Source organism: Paenibacillus agaridevorans (assembly GCF_003112455.1).
Lineage (GTDB): Bacteria > Bacillota > Bacilli > Paenibacillales > Paenibacillaceae > Pristimantibacillus > Pristimantibacillus agaridevorans.
Window position 1 is genome coordinate 1 of the sequence record NZ_BDQX01000055.1, and the last position, 20,411, is coordinate 20,411.

The 20,411-nt window shown below is 46.0% G+C and carries 10 protein-coding genes; 3 read left to right on the forward strand and 7 right to left on the reverse strand.

The features are described 5' to 3' along the window. Together PAT3040_RS06955 and PAT3040_RS06960 are read right to left on the reverse strand one after the other, a co-directional pair. Positions 1–6,401 (reverse strand): hypothetical protein (locus PAT3040_RS06955; protein WP_219930243.1); only part of this gene is annotated, 6,401 nt, incomplete at its 3' end. Positions 6,402–6,679: 278 nt separating this feature from the next. Further along, positions 6,680–11,134: a helix-turn-helix transcriptional regulator gene (locus PAT3040_RS06960; protein WP_108992018.1), complete on the reverse strand. Its 4,455-nt coding sequence runs from the start codon at positions 11,132–11,134 to the stop codon at positions 6,680–6,682. 552 nt (positions 11,135–11,686) lie between these two features. Here PAT3040_RS06960 and PAT3040_RS06965 point away from each other — a divergent pair. From PAT3040_RS06965 to PAT3040_RS06975, 3 genes are read left to right on the forward strand one after another with little or no spacing between them, the layout of a single operon-like run. Next, complete coding sequence (locus PAT3040_RS06965) at positions 11,687–12,436, forward strand: helix-turn-helix transcriptional regulator (RefSeq protein WP_181376470.1); 750 nt, start codon at positions 11,687–11,689, stop codon at positions 12,434–12,436. Positions 12,437–12,459: 23 nt separating this feature from the next. Continuing rightward, the gene (locus tag PAT3040_RS06970; RefSeq protein WP_108992020.1) at positions 12,460–12,855 is read left to right on the forward strand and encodes a hypothetical protein; all 396 of its coding nucleotides are present in this window, start codon (positions 12,460–12,462) and stop codon (positions 12,853–12,855) included. Beyond that, complete coding sequence (locus tag PAT3040_RS06975; protein WP_219930244.1) at positions 12,839–13,345, forward strand: ATP-binding cassette domain-containing protein; 507 nt, start codon at positions 12,839–12,841, stop codon at positions 13,343–13,345. The genes PAT3040_RS06970 and PAT3040_RS06975 overlap by 17 nt, the downstream gene beginning before the upstream one ends. Before the next feature lie 125 nt (positions 13,346–13,470). Here PAT3040_RS06975 and PAT3040_RS06980 read toward each other — a convergent pair whose 3' ends face one another. From PAT3040_RS06980 to PAT3040_RS07000, 5 genes are all read right to left on the reverse strand, one after another. Further along, positions 13,471–15,171, reverse strand: coding sequence for a type 2 periplasmic-binding domain-containing protein (locus tag PAT3040_RS06980; RefSeq protein ID WP_108992022.1), 1,701 nt, complete (start codon positions 15,169–15,171; stop codon positions 13,471–13,473). A 28-nt stretch (positions 15,172–15,199) separates the two neighbouring features. After that, on the reverse strand, positions 15,200–16,090 hold the full coding sequence (locus tag PAT3040_RS06985) for a carbohydrate ABC transporter permease (protein ID WP_108992023.1): 891 nt from the start codon (positions 16,088–16,090) through the stop codon (positions 15,200–15,202). Positions 16,091–16,102: 12 nt separating this feature from the next. Beyond that, positions 16,103–17,014, reverse strand: a complete 912-nt coding sequence (locus PAT3040_RS06990) for an ABC transporter permease (RefSeq protein ID WP_087571103.1) — start codon at positions 17,012–17,014, stop codon at positions 16,103–16,105. A 150-nt stretch (positions 17,015–17,164) separates the two neighbouring features. Beyond that, positions 17,165–19,405 carry a helix-turn-helix domain-containing protein gene (locus PAT3040_RS06995; RefSeq protein ID WP_181376471.1) on the reverse strand — a complete coding sequence of 747 codons (2,241 nt, stop codon included), beginning with the start codon at positions 19,403–19,405 and terminating at the stop codon, positions 17,165–17,167. 92 nt (positions 19,406–19,497) lie between these two features. Next, a partial coding sequence (locus PAT3040_RS07000; RefSeq protein WP_108992025.1) for a sialidase family protein occupies positions 19,498–20,411 on the reverse strand: 914 nt, incomplete at its 5' end.

Below are 20,411 nucleotides of genomic sequence, written 5' to 3' on the forward strand. Positions count from 1 at the left end.
CCGCCGTTATTAACGGCAAAGGCAATCGCGCTCGTACCGTCTGACAACGCCGCCGCATTTATGCCCATAATCGTACCGTTTGTACCGTTGTACAATACCTCCGGATCACTCCACTCGCCCGTTGTACGATCATATACGCGATACATAATGGAATCAAAAGAAGAGAAGTCAAATGGATTATCAACGTTATGAGAATACACATTACGGTAAGCAACCATGACTTTATCATCGCTTACAGCAACAACTGGCGCTAAATCGGGCGTCGCGTTGTCTGTTAACGGATAGGTCACCCAGGATTGACCGTCATAAATGGCCGCGACAACCTCCGTGCTGTTATTCATCAGCATGATTTCTTCATTCGTAATTTCTTCGCCTGCTTCTTTTTCGATAGGCTGATCCTGTGTTACCCAAACAGCAGCAACAAAATCATCCTCGCCATCCACTTGAAGACTGCTGTCGCCAAAGCCGCGGAGCGAAGAATCTGTAACGATCGAGCCTTGATCCTCATATTGACCGGAAGCGGCATTCAGCTTAGCCCATGATGCTACGGTATCTTCTACATTCGCACTTCCTGCATCCGATAAGTAGGCGAATAACGAACCGTCATCAGCCACGATTGGATTAGAGAACGGATACGCATTACTTTGAAGCGTTGTAATGGAAGATGTTGCACTCGTGGAGAGTGCTCCCCTTAGACGTGCATTGCTATTTTCGGAGCTCTTCCATGTGCGCTCATATTCCGTTAAGTAATCACGATTTTCTACCGTGATTCCCTCCAGCACCTCCATCTCCGGCTCTCCAATGGATTCTAGGTACATGCTAATTGCTTGTGCCGCATTAGCTGAGGTTAAGCCCTGTTTCGAGTGTTTCTTCCAATATTCCTCGATTTCGTTCCAATTCTCAAACAGCCATGTTTTGCTATATTTTAGCGACGCTAGATCATACGTAAACGAAAGGAATAAAATTTTAAACATAACACGAACGCCGACGATTCCCTCTAACGTTAACTTATTCCCTGTCATTAATTTATCATCAAAGGTAGGCAAATAATCCCTTGTCAAAAAGTGGGTCGTGTTGTCAAAAGTTAATCTTCCGAAAACTCCAATCTTCATCGCAATGATAGATAGGTCAAATCCAACACCGCCAAATACTTCGGCATACGCAACGACTCTTAATGACGTTAAGTAATCATTAACGCTTGTTACGCTAGGGTCATACCATGGATATCCAGCAATCTCATCGTAAAGCACGCTTGTATTGAAGCCTATCTCAATCGCAGCTCCAACCTCTATAGAGAAGGTTACAGGCACGACTCCTGCCATCATATTCCACACCTGTTTGTATTGAAAGCCCCCGCCTGCTGTAAAACCTCCTGCTTCTACGATATTATCCCATTGCCCTGTTTGCGTATTATATCGAATCGCCCCCATATAATATCCGCCAACCGTAAACATAGGCCCCATGTTTGAGAAACCCTGATTCTGTTTTGCTGTCTGATAAGCAGTTGTTTGTTCTTGAGCATAGGAGCTTTTTGCCATACTCAACATATCACCAGCACCAGGCGCAAAGCTTTGCTGATTTTTTTTGAAAAATTGCACATCGCCACCTGAACCGCTGGTCGTAGATGGAATCGTGGACTTGTGTACCTTCATGATCGTCTTATACACCATCGGATCATCGGTTGGATAAATGTTCATCGACATCGGACCTACGCTTAGGCCATACTTACTGAGCAGCTTCAATGTTTCTAACATTATTTTGTCATTATTGCTTGGAGCAACCGAAGTCATTGGGGTATTCTTCATATCATTACGGATACTATTTATTTCTGAGCTTATTCCCATAATGTCCACACCAGGCACGCCAAGCATATTCACCACTGTTGCTTCGCCATTGAAGCTTTTCAAAAACTCTCCCTGATCGTCATACAAGCGATGACTATACGATCCTGATTCCGCTTTTTTCAGCCAAATGGTTTTGGAATTAAACAACTGAACATGCTTCGTCGTATAGAATTCCGAGAATGGATATTTCATCGTATCGTAGCTTTGACCATCAGGCATCACACCGAGCTCATTAAGAAGCTCAACCTTCACCGTTTCATTAACGAAGGTTTCACCCCACCACATAAACTCCGTCGTCAAATTAATCGATGAAAACTGATCGTTCGGACCAAATTTCCCTCTATAATTCAACATGTTAATGCGTGTAGACTGACTGCTCGTATTCACAAACTGCGAATAAATAAAGGTTTCTCTTTCTCCGCTTGCATTGGCGCGAAGAACTTGGTTTTTATCGCCAAACTCAATCATGTCAACAGGCGCGGCATTACCAGAGCTGTAGACTAATATTGGATAATAAGCGTCATTGCCAAATTGAACTTCTAAAATGATTTCAATCTCATCCTTAGCCGAGATAGAATAGGCATTAGGTTCATACGAAGGATCATAAAAATCGGTCGTGTCGAAAATAACTTGCAGTCTTCCATCATTGCCGATCGTTACTGGAGTATCGACGCCAATTTCAGCAGGTGACGCATAGCGACCATTTCGATAAACCCCGCCACGGTACGTAATTTCACCAACATATGGTTTACCGTCAGGCTTTTTCAAATACACATCTACTTCTGCTAATCTTCTAAGCTGCAAAATATTAACCGGATATAGCTGTCTTGTTGCTGGATTTTGTTCCTTCGACTTTAGCGCCATCTGATCGATAACACCTGTATAAGTCGAATTATCATGGAGCGATGTAATATAAATATCACTTACAATGCCATTTTCCTCATACAGCGCCAGCTCGCCAGAAGCATTTGTCTTTACTTCACGTTCTACCTCTACACCATTTTCTTTCGTCGTGTAATTTAGAGTGCTTTCCACCTTCGGATAGAGCTGGAACAGATAAAGCTTATCTCGCAACGTTTCAACCGTTACATCAAGCTCCATAGCAATTCCTGTTCGCGCATGCTTAGCTGTAACCTTCGTTTGCCCCGTTTCTAGTCCAGTTAAGTGAAATTTCGAAGTCGGGGTGTACGAGTCATACCCATACTCCTCAATAGAGGCAACATTATTGTAAGTGCCATAATTCAGCGTTGCGATGTCGTCATTAGCAACATCCCAAGCCACTTGGTCAGTAATCAAATTCAAATCCTTGAACTGCGAATAATTGATATTTGTTCCTTTGACAAGTGTAATATCACGATTCAAAGCGAGAATCTGCTCACTTGACATATTAGAAATACGATCAATATTGCTCAGCGTCACCGCGTTTTCCTGCTGACCGTCCACCCATATTTCAAGCGAATCTGCATCGTACACGTATAAATAATAAGAATCATAAGACCAGGTAGTTCCTGAACTGTTCTTCGCTTTAATGCTAACGACATAATTATCCTTCAGACGCTGTGAGCTTCCATCAACTGCGTCTATCTGAAGCACAAAGTCACCTGTCGATTTGTTGACAGAACCGCTTGTGAATTGTTCGGTTTCAGCATTATACGTAATCTGACTGCCAAGTACATGCTCACCATTACGCGTGACCTCAAATTCAAATTCACTGCCCTCGAACCCATCAAAATTACTCATCGTCCAAGAAATAGGAATAGAGCCTACATCGTCTATAAACGCCTGACCTGCTGAGCGATCTATTTCAATTTTCACTGCAGGAGAGCGAACGACAATATGCGAAGTCGCTGCCAATGTATGCAGCTCATTCTCTGGATTTTTCGTTGACACGCGCAGCGTATACGTAGGTGCTCCACCTATCGAAAGCACCGTTAAGTATTGACCAGGAATGACAAAGCTCGATGCGTCGACTAAAGCTGTCGTTGCCGGGCCACTCCACGTTTGGATTGGTGTCTGTGCAGCCAAGTCTGCTTCGCTATAATTTCCTTCATATAGTTCTACCTTGAAGTTTGCTTTCTTCGGTGTTCCGCCTTGTGCAAGCTTTTTGTAACGCGACATGACATTGGTAGACCAATACATCACCGCATCCTGCTCTTGATAAGCAATGATTTGATTGGAAAAGCTTGGAATGACAATATCAGATGTACCGTCATCAATGATTTCAATCGACTCAGAAACGATTTCAGTTGGCGGATTAACACGCCCATCATTTTTAGCGATTAAGCTAAACGTGACTGAGCCTGTCGTCTTAGGGGTAATCGTTCCATCTGCCAATATGGACGCAATCGACTCATCGCTGCTTCTCCATTCAAATTGATCTCGAGATTGGAAAGTAGCTTTTGCCGGCACTTGATACGATAGCTTTGTTGCCGTTTTACTAATCAGATTAATTTCTTTTTCCGTACCTGAAGGCCAAGGGTTAGGATAAACAATGTTTGCATTATCTGCAGTTATATAAACAGGCCTTTCAATTTTGAAGTATTGGAACGTATCATTAAGCATTGCCATATCTTCACGCAAGCCTAACGTAGCTGAATTCAAAGCACTGCCATTGTTATAGAAAATTTTGGCGCGCAAATATCCAGATTCAGAGTGAGCATCAGAAAGCAAGTCAAACGTTTCATCGTTAACCTCTAATTCACCTGTTAACGTTAATGGTGTCACAGGCTCACCGCCAACATCACGCTTCCAATCCAACTCAATAATCCCATTATCGCGATCACCAATCGAAACGTAGACACGTTTTTTAATATCTTCGGGCGTAATCGCTCCATTAACTAACCATTCATAGAAGCCTTCCGTAGCCTCTAATGGAATCTCGACTTTAATGTTGTCGCCAACATAATACAGATTTTTATCGATGGATAGTCCGTTAAATATATCTGCTCTGCTAGGCACGATAATAATTTCCGGGTCATTAGCATAGCTACCATCGAATGCCGTATAATTATTGGGATAACTAGATTCGAACCCTTTATTTGGATATGGATTTCCGTAAAAATCAACATCTCGCCAATATCTCCAGATAAACAATGGGGACATACTATTAACTTTCGTAACGTTAAATCCATCATATTGTTCCGGAGCAGCAAGATAATCTATCGTTGCTTGCTTGCTTATCGAACTGGCAAAGCTGTATAACAACCCACCAGTTTCATAACCATACTCATTGGATTTCTCTGATTTAGAAAGCGCATAAGCAACTTGCCCATTTTTTAAATCCAAGTACCCATCCTTATATTTTTTTTCATCCCAACCTGGTCTAAGCTCATGTGGGCCGTTAAAATATACATTAATAGGAAGTAATTGACCTGTTTTATAAACAGCCGAGTTCCCTTCAAATCTATCAACACTATTCCACTTTTCAGGAAAGGTTGCTAGATAGTAGTTATTAAAATCATCGATTCCTCTTACGCCACCGATTTGAAGCCTACCTGCATTACCGTGTCTCAAAGCTAGCGGTACATAGGCACCACCATTATACGAATAATAAGTACCCAGATCTGAATGGCTGAGTGATGTGTTATAACTGAAACGGTCAAAGTTTTTAAAATCATAGAAATGCAATAAATCCGCTTGTGAATAGCCGTGGAACACGTCATTTTGAAAGAGATTCCAGTCCTTTGTTTTTACACTAGCTTCTCCCCGTCTATAAATATTGTAGTAGAGCGTAGCGCTTGTTTCTCCAGGCTTGAACGTTATTGTTCCATTGCTGCTACCATCAGCACGTCCAAATTTTTGCGAAACGTTAATCCACTCATACTTAAAGGAGACAGGAACTGACTGTGAACTATTCAGACGAAATTCGATTTTATCACGGCTAATAGTATGTACCGATACCTGTACGAGGTCTTTGTAGTCTTCATTTTTCCCTATGTATTCAGGCAATGTTGATGCTTGTGAGGAGTTCAGCATACGAGAAGCCTGATTGTCTATAGCGATAATATTTCCTTCTGCATCATATACAATCGGGTTGCCATTCGCGTCTAGGGTTTGAATTCCATTCTTGAAGGCTTGGGAATATATATCTTCAATATTGTTGAGATGCTGATCGGTAATATCAACCTCGCCCTGCTCTAGCTTATCCAACAATTGACCAAGCGACTGTTCAATCTCAATCAGTTTTTTGAGCTGCTCAAGCGTGATTTCATCACCATCGACTGATGCAATCTGCGATAAATCCGTATTTGGATCCTGAAGTAACTTAACTACTTGATCTAAGGAGTAGGATTGGCCGTTTAATACAATCGGAAAGTTCTTCACTTCCCCCTGATCATTTACCGTACCAAGCTGCTGCATCAAACGAAGCATCGTTAACGCTTCATCATCTCCATATTCATCTGCTAGAGCAGCATACAATTCTGATTGCTGTAATGCCTCTGAACTATTAGTTGAAGTAGAAACTCCTGCTTCGGTAATTGTTGGTGTAACTAGAGTCAGCACCATCATTACAGCAAGCAAACAAGCAATTATTGGCTTCCATGCGCGTATCTTCAAAGCTTGGTTCACTCCTTTTGTTACCACATAAGAAAGTATAAGTTTTCGGTCCTCGGAAACAGCTTTCTTATTGGCGATAAATCCTACCTCTAAACGCGGTCGCTCATCTTCGAAAGGCCTCGATAGAGGATTTCTCACATGTCTAGCTCGTATCGACCAGCCCGAGCTTCTTGAGCGTCTCCGGAGCTAACACAAAAAATCTCCTTCAATTCGACTCTATAAGAGATTATAGAGCGAACTATAGGAGATTGTAGTCCTACTTAAGTAGTACGTCAGCGTTAATTAATGATTTTCCAGTGTTTGGCCAGGGCAACAGCTTGCCCGCGCCGCTTCACACCCAACTTGCTGAAGATGCGTGTCGTATGCGTCTTGACCGTCGTTTCGACAATGCCGAAACGCTCTGCAATTTCTCTATTTGACAAACCTTCCGCAATCGCGGACAATATTTCGGATTCCCGCTCTGTCAGCGGCTCGAAAAACGGAGTCGAAGCCGATGCAGAAACCTGTGAGGCGTGATCTTCACTTGCCGTTTCTTCGCCTTGCGCTTCGGAAACAGCGGCTTCATTTTCTAGCATGTTGATATAAATCGTTCGGGTCGCGATCAACTCCAGCACATTCAAATCCCGGTTTGTGAACACGCCCTCCACATGCCGATTTTCCAAATAGAGAGCGAAGGAGGAGCGCGCCCCCGGAACGGCAATCGGCATGCATAGAACCGACCGCGGACGGCAAGATGCGATATAGGCGTCCTTTACAAAGTAGCTTTCGAACGCGTCATGAAGTACAAGCGGCTCATTTGTCCTCACCGCGTGGCGCACCACGCTCTCCGCATACAAGCTGTCCGTCTCGTCACGCGGTGACATATCCAACTGTGCTTCGATCACGAAGTCATTCTCCTGGCAGTTTAATACGACGCCCCGCTCAGCCCCCGATTGACGCAGCGCAGCCTCTAGGAAGCTTTCCGGCCATCTATTCCGCCTCACGCCGAACCCGTTAACGATCTGTTCCAGAATCTCATCGCCGTTCGTCTCGATTTCGTGCTCCGCCACATCGCCTGATTGAGGCAAACGAATACGCGGATGATAGCTTTCTATCCTCCCCTGGATTTCATAAGGCTTGGACACAACTTGCAGCAAATCAGCTTGCCATGTGCGAATGTGCGTAACTTTCGCCGTAGCTCCCCACGCGGAATAAGCTGTGCAAGCATCCATCCACGCGATCATCGCCCCCGACCGGCTTATCATGTCTTGTTCATAATAAAGCGCCAGCCGTTCGCAAGCAATCCCTTCCATAAGCCCATTTTTTTCCGACCTGGCCTGCTTAACCGCAGCCATATATTCGCGCAGTGCATCCATTGATTTTCCGGAGATTCGTTTCCACTCCGCCTTCATCAACGTGTGCGCAGTGGAATTAAAGCCAAAAATGCCTTTCCATTTCGCCATTTTGCGCAATTGCGCGCGAAGCGCTTGCCGGATGCGCTTGCGTTCCTCCGCAATCGCCTTCGGGTACAATGCGGCTAAAGTCAGCGCCTCATACAAGCGATGCTTGCGGATTCGCGCCCAATCCGACGGAAATTCATTGGCTCGACCGCACTTTGCCCAGTGCAGCGCCTCTCGATATCGGCCAACTAAGTAGGCCGCTTCCAGCTTGCAACAATAGCTGTAGTTGTCCTCTTCCTCCTCGGAGGCTCCGCTTGCCGCTTCCGGAATGGCGACAAAGCGCTCCAGAGCCGACTCGTCCCGAAGCGCCGCTGCATAACTCACGGCGATCTGCACAATTTCGAGTGTCTTGACGTTCGCGTATCTCCGCACATGCTTCGTAAAGTAATCCAGCAATTCGCTAAACGCGAACAAGTCTCTGTTATGTGTAATCAGACAGGCAATCACCGTCATATTGACAAAGTCTCCATCCCCGGCTTCCATGCCGCGACGAAGCGCATGCTCCAGATAAGCAGTTGACTCTTCATTACTTTCCAGTTGTTTGAAAATTCCGCTTATAAACGCAAAGCGATATTTGAAATGCGATTCGGACAAGTCCATATCGGAACGATTCGTCAAATCAGTGAATAATCCTGCCTGCGCAAAATTCGGAAGCACCCTCTGCAATAAAATTTCGTAGGTGCCGATAATGCAAGTCAGCGACTCATTCATCCCTTTTCCAATCCCATATCGAATGAATCGGGCGTATAACTCAATAAGCGCTTTCGGATCGTGCAATAACAGGGGGAAAGCAAGCCGCAGCATCAGACCGCATAAAACCTCGTATTCTTTATCGTGAGGGGCGTGCTGCGACCCTTGGAGCTTGCCGCGCTTGCGGTACAATAAAACCTGCGTCCTCATCACTTCCTTGACGATTGACAGCAAGGACGACTTCTCTTTAAGTTCCCACCCGGATCCCTCTAAAGCTTGTTTTCCGTACTGTATGGCCGTCTCGCCGTTCACGAACGTGTGGAATTGAATAAGCGGCGTCCACATCTGCAAATGCTCCGTCCGGCTCAACCTCCCGCCGCGTCCCATTAATTCTAGCAACAGTTCTTTCGCCTGTGTGGAATGACCGCACATATACGCCGCCCACACCATATTCAACTTCAATTGAAAATAGACCGATCCCGCCTCGAGTTCCTTCGGCTCAGCAACAAGACGCAGTCCAGCTTCGGCATAGCGCTTCACTCTCGCGTAATCCCCGTCCTTCAATCCCTTCAAGCTCGCTTGCAGATTATCCGTTGCCAGTTGCTGTCTTTCCTGCTCAGTCATTGCCTGAATGCTCAAATTCAATTGATCAATCGCCGCCGGCAACGATGCGTCGCCGCTTTCCGACAGACGGTTCTGCAAGAGCCTGCCGATCCGCCAATGCCGATGCGCATTGCGGCTTGCATCGAACGCATACGCCAGTTGATGCAGATGATCGTGCAAAAACAAGTATATGTTCTCCTGCGGTACGCCGGGCTCCATCTCATTCTCCCGGCCAATAATGCCCTCCACCTCAGCATCGCGCAGCATATCGGATACCACTTCTGGCGTATAATCGCACGCCTCGGAAAGGAGCGACAAGCGGAAGGACATGCCGCTAGCAGCAGCCATTGCCAGCAGCTCCTTCGTATCATCCGGGAGCTTGACGAAGCTTGTCTCCATCAGTCGAAGTTCTGTCGCTGAAGCGTTCGCTGAATGCACAATATCAGCATCCCAAGTCCATTGCCGCCGCTGGTCGTCGAAAATCAGGTTCTTTTTTTGTATCCAACCTTCCAGCAGCAAGCTTGCCGCACGCGGCGAGCCTCCGGTACGTTTATAAACCGCGTGGGCTAACAGGCGAATCCGGATGGAATTTTCGTGCAGCGCATCTGCGACAAACTGCCTGATCTCTTCGTAGCCGAGCGGCGGGAGCGCCAAATGCTCCGCTGGATGAGCGCGCACTCTCTCGTCTAGCCAGGAAACTTCAAATGATGGGGGTCGAGTTGAAGGCTGCTTCCGTTCCCTCTCTCGGTTATCTTCAGCCAAATCACCTTCGAGCTCTTCTCCTGTCTTACACGCTCCGATCACCAGCAGCCCGAATGCCTCTTGCTCCAACTCAAGCGCGCGAATGACTGCAACTGTGTCCCCGTCGGCACGTTCCATGCGATCGATAAACAGAACGATCGGGGAGAGGTACTCGGCCAAAAAACGAATGAGACGAGGCAGCAATAGCCCAAAGCTCATACGGCTCTCCTCCGTGTCCACAACCCTGGTTGGGAGCTTTGTTTCATTCTCAGGCAAGCCTCCAGCATCCGGTGTACCCTCTTGATAACCGAACAGCGGCGCAGCCTCCGGCAGCAACGCAACTACCGTCCGCGCTGCTTGCCCGAACTCGGCTTGAATCCGTTCCTTCAGCAGCACTACGACTTCGTCTGGCTCGCTCCAAAACTGACGGATCCATTGCCGAAGCGCATGGATCAAAGGGGCATACGGGACGGCTTGCCCCGAAGGAGGGCATTCCCCTTCCACAAACCGTCCACCCCACCGAGCAGCGGTTAGCCGCAACTCATGAACAAGCGCCGTCTTGCCGATGCCTTCGCCGCCGGTCACCCAGCGAAAGGTCAGCGCTCCGTTAGCTGCCTGTTCAAGCCCTGCCTCCAGTTGCCTGATCGCGTCGCTACGCCCGTACAAGGTACCCGAAGGGCGATACGAGCGGCTTGTGTCCAGCCGGCCGATCTCAAAAGGAACCAGCTCGCCGCTGCTGGCAAGCATCCTCCGGCATCGCTCCAAGTCGTCTAACACGCCATAGGCGCTCTGGTAACGATCCGCAGGCGATTTGGCCAACAGTTTCATCACGATCGCCTGTAACGGCCCCCCCGTCTCCGGTCGGAGTTCAGACAGCGGTTGCGGAGCCTGCCAAATATGTGCGTTGTCCCAATCCCCATCGCTCGCGGGGATAATCGGTAATTGGCCAGTCAACAGCTCGTAATAAATAACGCCCAGCGAATAGAGATCGCTTCGCGCATCCGGGACACGATTGAGCCGCCCCGATTGCTCGGGTGAGCTATAAGGAGCATGCCGATCCATACGTTCGGACAAGCGCGCCGATCGTTCATCCCATAAAATATAAATGTTAGCCGTGGTCAAACAACCGATCACTGTCGTCTGTCGATGCTCTCGGTACACCATCTCCGCCAACATCGTCGCTATATCTATACAAGTCGCAAGCTCAAGCGGAGAGCTTGTCAGATATTCGCTTAACTTCTTATTGTCGTCGATTCTCATGTTCTCTCCTATGATAACTCACGTTCCCCATATTTGATTGCACAAGAGCATGAGATCAGCATATTCATGCTCGTCAGTGGTTTTTATTATTTTTCGTTCCTTGATGGTCATCTTGGTACTATCTCCATACTATTAACGATAGCATCCGCAATAGTGGAATTCAATTCAATTGATAAAAATCGACATCGTTCTTCATAATCTGAGAAAATGGCATTCAAACTTTGGACGAGAATGGAAATCCAATTGTCTATGTCTTTAAATTTCTATCTTTCTTTTTTCAAGTTTTACTGTAACACCGAGCCAAGCGGCGTTCTGTAATCCCGATTACATTTTTAAAAATCGGCACCGCTGAGTTAACGGGCAGGATAACGGGAAGGATTTGTAGAAAAAAACTATACATTTGGCGATTTTTAATCTGGACCATTCTACTGGCAGTTGAATAAAGCGGATGTGACCATTCAACCAACGCTTGATAGGATTGCGTTTACGAAAATGCTATGCTGTTTTCGACAGTGCACGCTGTACATTTTGTTTTATCGGAGGTATACGAATATGCTCGACTTACGTAAAATTGGAGCTTATATTTCGAAGCTTCGCAAAGACCAGGATCTGACCCAATTGGAACTTGCCGATCAACTGAATGTAAGTCATCAAGCGGTATCGAAATGGGAGCGGGGCGAATCGCTACCGGATATCGGAACGCTTCCGCAGTTTGCGAAGTTATTCGGCAAAACGGTAGACGACATTCTTAATGCAGGAGAAAACGCGGGAAATCGGGAGCACCAGCACCTAGGAACGATCGTTACGGAGATTGCGGAGAACAGGCTGGAACAAGTTGCAGGGATGGTCAATACCGGATCGGTGGAGGTGGAAGAACTTGTAGAAGTAGCGCCGCTTGTAAAGGCAAGCGCTCTGCATAAGGTTACAGAACGATTAGACAGTAGCGTCCTTAAGTTGGATGTGATCATGAGGCTGGCTCCGTTTCTCGGAACGGATATATTGGATGAACTGGTTCGTCATGCAGAAGAAGGCGAAGTGATGTGGAATGCCATTGCCGGGCTCGCTCCGTTCGTAAGCAGTGACACATTAAGCCGTTTGGTTGACCGGGTTGTAGACGGCGCCATTGACGCGGACCGGATCATAAGCCTCGCACCTTTTCTGGACAGGGAAAATCTCGAGAAGTTGATTGGTGGAGTCGAAGCTGAGCATCTTACCTTGGATCTGCTGGCAAGTCTTGCTCCTTTCGTCGATCAAGGGACATTGAGCGGCATGGTGACAAATTTATTAAATAAAGGAAAGTAGATGCGCCATAAGGGGGATTTTGAGTGCCAACCGAGAAAGGAGCGGCGTATTCCGCTTGGTCAAACATCCATTATGCCTTGCGGTTGCACTGGCGAGCTAGACCGCTTACGCTGATTTGTTGTGTCATCTCGGTGCTAGTTGGTGTCGGTCTGCCATTTATAAGTATCCTTATGCCCAAAATTGTCATCGACAATATTACAGCAGGTGTCACGCCAGGCAGGTTTATATTGTCAGTTGGCGCTATGGCGCTTCTTCTGGCCTTGCTGAGCAGTGCGAAGAGCTATGCCGACCTCATCACCAATGAATCTGTCGGTACAATCAGCATTTTGAAACACCTTCAAACTACGATGCATAAGCATCTTAATATGGACTTATTCATCCTATATGGGCGTTTTCAGCGTCGTGTTTCAAGATTTTAAGCTCTACTCCTTCTCACTCGGCCATAACGTTGCCGCCTCCGAGAGCTATGACGCAGAATTGGCGGAAGAATCGCTCATTCTGGCCGGGATGGGATCGAAGTTAAACAACCTGACGGGTGGGCTTCATACCTTTTTGCATAAGGATTTTTCCGACGACGGCATTGAGATTTCGGGAGGCGAAGCGCAGAAGGTTGCGCTGGCACGGGCGCTGTATAAAAACGCGCCTTTTGTGATACTTGACGAGCCAACGGCGGCACTGGACCCCATCGCGGAGTTCGAGATCTATTCCCGATTTAATGAGTTAATAAGCAACAAGACAGCAATCTTCGTCTCTCACCGGCTCTCCTCCTGTAAGTTCTGCCACGACATCGCCGTGTTTCACGAAGGCTGTCTCGTTCAACGCGGCTCCCATGACGAGCTTATAACCAAGCGGGACGGGAAGTATGCCGAACTGTGGCATGCACAGGCGCAGTATTATGTCGGAGCGTGATAATAGGAAAAAATCGAGGAGCTCATTTCTCTAATCTCGATTATTAGCTCATAAAAGAGGCTTCTCACCAAGTTCAAATCGAACTCGCGAGAAGCCTCATTTCATTTCATGTGGTCAAAATATAATTACTTCGTGCTTGCAAACCAATCATTCGCCTCTTGGGTCAATACTTCTCCGCCGGAGCTAAGCCACTTGGCAACGGTAGAATCGTAAGTAGCATCGATATCAACCTCGCCCAAAATAGCTTTCATAATATACTCTTGCAGCATTGCGCTAAGATCCGGATATTTCGACTCGGAGGCAAGAGGAGCCTTCACGGCATTGCCAATACCTGTATGGTTGGTTATCGGCTTGGTCTTCTCATAACGTTGTACCGCGCGCGGACCTCCGAATGCCGACAAGAAATCCGGATTGGTAGCGAACAATAGATCGAAGAATAGTCCCGTGCCCAGGTTTTTACCTTGTGGATGATATTCGGCCGACTCCGTCCAGCCTTCCTTCATAACCCTCTGTCCGGCATCGTTATATTCCCAAACCTTGCCTTCCGCACCAAACTCGATCGAAACGTATACATCTTCATTAGACACAAGCGTATTGAGTATGGTCAGCAACCTTTCCATCTTCTCATCATCATTGGCCACTTGCTTGCCGAAAACGATGAAACGCGATAGAAGATTACCCACTAAAGTGCCTGATTGACCATCGGGTCCGGTTGGCGGCGCCATATTCACATATACGGGCTGCGGTCCCGATTCAGGAACGGAATAGAAGGGTTCCGTCACATACGTATTCGCTGGATCGCCGAAAAACTCTTGCCATTCCGGATGCTGCGCTACCCACTTCGCATTTAGATGTCCATCGTTGTCCCACTGTTGGTCATCATATGAGATATTGTCCGCATAACCAATGCGGCCTGCCGAAAACTTATAAGAAATATCGTCTTGCCCGCTCGTTCTTGACTTATCGGTAATGAATTCCGGATCGATTAAGTCCATGCTCTTCCATTTCGCAAGAAGTTTCAAGGCTTCTTTGGTTTCATTTAATGTAAATCCGTACTGGAGCTTGCCATCGCGCTCAAGCCAGAGGAAGGGATTTGTGTTGTACGCGCCGAAGATCGAGTTAAACCAGGAATGAACGTTGTCGCTTCCCATTGACATGGCATAGGTATTTTTTTTGCCATCCTGGTCCGGGTCATTATTGCGGAATTTCACGAAAACTTCTTCTAATTGTTCAAGCGTTTTTGGAACGTCACTGCCGACATTCTTCAGCCAGTCACCACGAATTGAAAGGGCATATGGCGCAGTAGCGGCATCTAAACGAGGCAGACCATAAAGAGTACCATCCAAGCTGCCATATGTGAACACATTCGGATCTTGTTTGACGACGATGTCATAATAGTCTGGCGCGAACTTCTTAACCATATCGAGCGGAATGCCCGCAAGGACATCGTTTTTTACGTAACCAACCAATTCGCTTGTGCTAATATACATAATATCCGGAATATCACCACTGGCAAGTAGAAGATTCAGCTGCTGACTATCATCGATACGAACCGGCGTAATCGAGACATTAAACGTTTCCTCCATTAATTTCTGCGCGTAGGTGCCATCTTCAAATGGATAGTTCGGACCTTGCCACTTCAAGGCGACAGTCGCTTCTTTTGCTTCGGCCTCGTTATTGGAACCTTGATTGTTTTTTGAATCCGGGCTCGAGATCGGGCTTGCATTTGATCCTGATGTGTTTGATGGCTCGTTTTTCCCGCAAGCTGAAACTAACAAGGCGAAAACTAAAATCATCGTAAGTACTATGCTGGATTTCCTCTTCATTGATACTTCCCCCCAATTTTGGATTCATTTAACCCTTAACCGCGCCAACCATAACGCCTCGTACAAAAAACCTCTGAATAAACGGATATACACATAATATAGGAATAATGGTTACCATAATCGCCGCAGCGCGAATGGATTCTGGCGCCGGCATATCTTTTTTCTGGACGGAACCCAAGCTGTTAATGAGCTGATCATTCATTGCTGCATTCTGTTCGATCACCAGTCGACGAATATGAACGCTGATGACATGTTTGTCCATAGAATTGATATAAATCAATGAATCGAACCAAGCATTCCAATGGTTTACGGCTTGCCATAAGCCGATCGTAGCGATGACAGGCAGCGAAAGCGGGATGATAACATGCGTAAATATTTTAATATCGCCTGCCCCGTCAAGACGGGCAGATTCTTCAAGCTCCTCTGGAATGCTCATAAAGAAATTACGTATAATCAACAGATAAAAAGCATTGACCATTGGTCCCAGTACGAGAATCCAAACATTGTCCAGCAATCCAAGATTGCGCATTAACAAATAAGATGGGATGAGACCGCCGCCAAAAAACATGGTAATAACGAATATCGTGGTGTAAATCTTCAAATGCGGCAAATATTTTTTTGATAACGCATACGCGGCGCCAGACATTACAATTAGCGATAAAACCGTGCCTGCGACGGTTCGGAATATCGTGCTTCCATAACCCGAATACACATAATTCATGGACAAGAACTTGCGATACGCTTCTAACGTAAAGCCTTCCGGCCACAAAAATAAGGCAAAATCCCTGCTGTACAACCCTGCTGACGTGCTTAATGACATATTGATCAAATACACGAACGGGTACAGGATGGACAAGCAGAAAATAGTAAGTGCGGCATAGTTAAAAATGTCGAACAAAGAAAGACGTTGTTTCCCCACAGCTTGCCTCCTCTACCATAATCCTGTATGGCCCATTCGATTGACAATTTTATTCGCTATCAGAACCAGTACTAATCCAACGCCATTTTTAAATAAGCTTACTGCAGTGGATAAACTATAATTCCCTTGCTCCAGTCCGGCTCGATAAGCATAGGTATCCAGTATATCGGCGACCTCGAACACCTTGAAATTATAAAGATTAAAGATCTGATCGAAGCCCGCGTTCAGAATACTGCCCACCTGCAGAATCAACATAATCGCAATGACATTGGCAATGGAGGGGAGGGTAATGCTGAACATCTGGCGAGCTCTACCTGCACCGTCAATCTTCGCCGAGTCATAGAGCTGCGGATCGATGCCGCTAATGGCGGCCAAGTAAATGATGGAGCCCCAGCCAATGCTTTGCCATATATCCGATGCAACAATGATGGACAAAAACCAATATTTGTCCGCCAAAAAATAGATCGTTTGACCCCCGAAGAGTTCGATGATTTTATTGACGACGCCGTTGGACGGAGATAACATCTCCATCATGATGCTTCCAATGATCACCCAAGATAAGAAGTGCGGCAGGTAACTGATATTCTGCGTAATACGCTTGAATGCCGTACTGCGAATCTCGTTGATGAACAGCGCGAGCACGATTGCGCCGCCAAAAGTAAATATCATCTTCAGGCCGCTGATTACGACGGTGTTGCGCAAGATGCGAGTGAAGTTTGTACTTGCATTAAACAGCTGGTGGAAATGCTCGAATCCGACCCAAGGGCTTGCCCAAACGCCTTTCGTAAACGAATAATCCTTGAAAGCAATTAATACTCCATACATTGGCGCATAATTAAAAATAATCATGTACGCTAAAGCCGGGAGGAGCAATAGGAATAAAAATTTATACTTCACGTATGACTTCCAGGTTACTGAGCCCATGTAAACACCCCCTTTTTCGCAACCGCTTTCATGCCTTCGAAGTCAATTTAAACGAAAGCGCTTTACGAAACAATCTCAACAATTTGGGATACCTTCGTTTTCTTATCATTTGCTCGAAAACGCGGGGGATTCGGGGAAAACTTCACTTTTTTATGATTCCTTCACTTCCTTCAATTCCCTTAATTCCTTGATTTCACTGCTTCGAACATGTAATTTATATTGATTCGGCGTCATCCCGAATCTGCGTTTGAACCGTGTAATAAAGTAGGTGCTATTGGTCATCCCGACTTTGCCGGCGATCTCCTCTACCTTTAAATTGCTGCTCTCAAGCAGCTCTTTGGCCTTCATCATTCTCAACTCGGATACATATTCGGATACCCCGATATGGAAGGTTTTTTTAAACAAAGCCGAAATGTAAGTGGCACTTATAAACGTCTTTTGAGAAAGCAGCTCTAATGAAATCTCCTCATGATAGTGTGTATCGATATAGCTCTTAACACTCTGCATAAGGATATGGTTCGTATTCTCCTCTACATGCAAGGAAAAAATGTCGGCAATAAACGTCTTCAGCCATTCTAAAGCCTCGAATATATCTCCCTTGCCATAGAACTCCTCAGGAACGTTTTTATAAACGAGCATACTTTCCCCGCTCTTTGGTTCGGCCTCCATCATCTTTTGGGTCACGAGCTGCATGATTTGATGGATGATGAGCTCCACGCTCTCTATGCGGCAGCTTTGCTTGGATAGCTTAACGGCGATACAATCAAGCAAACGATGAATCTCTTGAACATTGTGAGCATCGAAAGCCTGGACAAGCTGCCGATAAAGCTCTGGTATACGAAACTCTCCCATGCTCGCAACAGCACTGCTATACAACACCACGGATTTTTCCTTTGTTAAGAAGTGATGCTTGAGCGCTCTGAGCGCCTGCTCGCAGGAGGAGTGCAATTGGCCTAGTCCTCTGACAATCGATCCGGCGCCTACACGGATCGGGAATGCGAATGTGCCTGCTAATAGGGAAGTCGCCAATTCAATTCGTTCGAACACAACATTTTCGTCGGTTTTAAAATTAATAACCACAACAATCATATCTTTGGAATAAGAAGTGATCAGCACATTATAATCCGTCATTAATCCCGATTGAACAACAGCATATTCCAGTTGCTCGAATACGCTTTCATTCATGTCCAACTCATTTATTTGAAAAGCTGCAACGACACTTTGCTCTTCATGCAGGATATGGCTTATCTCTGCATTGCTTTCATCATCGATAATGCCTCGCAGCAATTGATTAAGCCTGCTCTTGTTTACCTGCATCCTAAGGGCATTTACGGATACATGCATATTTTTAATCGTATCGTTAATAAAAGCGTAGGCATTGCCATTCAACTCATGGGTGCCGCTCGTATGCAATAAGTGGGCAATAATTTGTTTAATGGGTCTATATTGATTGATCGCGACAAATAAGGCTACTAAGAGACCTACAATCAAAGTGCCTAACGATACATAGATGATTATGTTCTGAATATAACTGGATACGCGAAAAAAATCGCTAAGCGGCATGATTAATGTATAGGTCCAATCATTATAGCTCGATGTATGGTTAAGCAGCATAACGTTTTGTCCATTAATCTCACGAATATTCAGCTGCTTATCTTCTTTTTGACTTGCTTCGATTAGATCATTTGCCTGAGTCATAGCATAGCGAGCTGAAGGATCCGACTGCACAACAATTTCATTGTCATGATTGAGAATGAGTATGGCTTCGTTCGGATTAATCAACTGGCTGCGCAGCATATTGGAAATATATTTGCTGTAAATATTAATATAAAGAATAAATACGGGCTCCCCGTTCAGCTTTAATGCCGAAGCTCTTGCGTAGCTAATGACCTCTCCTGTTCTTTCGAAGGTTAGATTAGCGTCCTCCTTAAATGGAAACCATTTTTTATTGCCGTTCTGATCCGTCATGAAATGATTCACAAATTCGTTTGTAACCGTGGACTGATACTCATATTTAATGCCTCTGCTGGATATCAGCGTCTTCTCTCCTGGATAATAAATATTAAGAGATTCAACGAACGGCAGCACGGCAATCAGCTTCTTTAGCTGTCTGTTCGCTTCGACATGGCTATACCCTCCGGAAAAATCCAAATTCTGCGGGGCAAGCAATTGCTCTAACACAATCTTCTCAGCCGGCTCGAGCACGCCTAACTCGATAATCGAGTTCACATAAGTCATCCGCCGAGCATTAATATCCGACATTTCCTTTTCTACCATATTCGTGATCATGCCCATCAGTATTAATCCGATCAAGCCTATGATCACAACAATCATAAGCACATTCCAAATAAAATACTGCTTTAGAACGCCGAATTTAAGTTGATATTTCATATTGGCCTCCATTAATAATGATTTTACGCCCTCAACTCATCGTTTGAGGGCGTAATTGGCATTATGTTATTCATTTGATTGCAACACTACAATTATACTCTTAAAATCGTTCCGCCAATATAGCGAACGCCAATCGGATCGCTTTTGTCATTAAAATAATAAGAGATCAATAGCTCTCCCGGCCGCACCTCTACAGCCCGAGGATAACCTAAGTCAAGACTCCCGCCATCATCGCGCAAAATCAGCTCGGGTCCCCATGTCGCGCCGTTATCCTCGCTAATTCGAGCGCGTACGCCATAGCCGGGACGTCGATAGCCATATACCGCAAACAATCGTCCGTCTTCCATTAGAGTCAAATGAACGGTATCCCCATGATCATTGATTCGCGAGACAAAACGCCAGGTCAACCCGCCATCATCCGACGCATATAATTCATCCCATGCCGCAATCATGTCCGGCTTGCATCTTACGGCTACCAAGATCGTACCGTCCTTCATTAATACCGGAGAAGGACAGATCATGCGGTATTCATTGCTGTTCGGCATTAATGAAATAAGCGACCAGCTTACTCCATTGTCAAAAGAGGCGAACACAACGGGACGGTCATGCGGATTATTTTTCGGTTGCGCGGTTAAAAACAGGAGCACCACGCCATCCGGACGAACGATATAGGAAGGTCTTCCCTGGTATCTTGGAATATCGCATTTTGGAAGAGCAGCCGGCTTTCCCCAAGTTTCTCCGCCATCTCTGGACATCTTTACCCATGCAGTCGAATTCGGCTCTCCGGAATTAGGCGAACACCAGCATTCCAATAAAACATTCGGATCATTAAAGTCGAAACCTTCGGTATATGCAAATGGCCTTTCAAACAGCAAATCGTGGGTTGTCTTCACATTATCGGCTATTTCCGACGCCTCGCTCCATGTGTGTCCGCCATCCCTTGTTCGTACAGACTTTATTTTACTATATACTTCGACCCGTCCATGCTTGCGATTGGCGGGATTGG

Bases quoted from the DNA above. Each gene is read 5' to 3' on its own strand.
- PAT3040_RS06960 (WP_108992018.1), bottom strand. From the start codon at position 11,134: ATGAGAATCGACGACAATAAGAAGTTAAGCGAATATCTGACAAGCTCT.
- PAT3040_RS06965 (WP_181376470.1), top strand. From the start codon at position 11,687: ATGCTCGACTTACGTAAAATTGGAGCTTATATTTCGAAGCTTCGCAAA.
- PAT3040_RS06980 (WP_108992022.1), bottom strand. From the start codon at position 15,171: ATGAAGAGGAAATCCAGCATAGTACTTACGATGATTTTAGTTTTCGCC.
- PAT3040_RS06990 (WP_087571103.1), bottom strand. From the start codon at position 17,014: ATGGGCTCAGTAACCTGGAAGTCATACGTGAAGTATAAATTTTTATTC.
- PAT3040_RS06995 (WP_181376471.1), bottom strand. From the start codon at position 19,405: ATGAAATATCAACTTAAATTCGGCGTTCTAAAGCAGTATTTTATTTGG.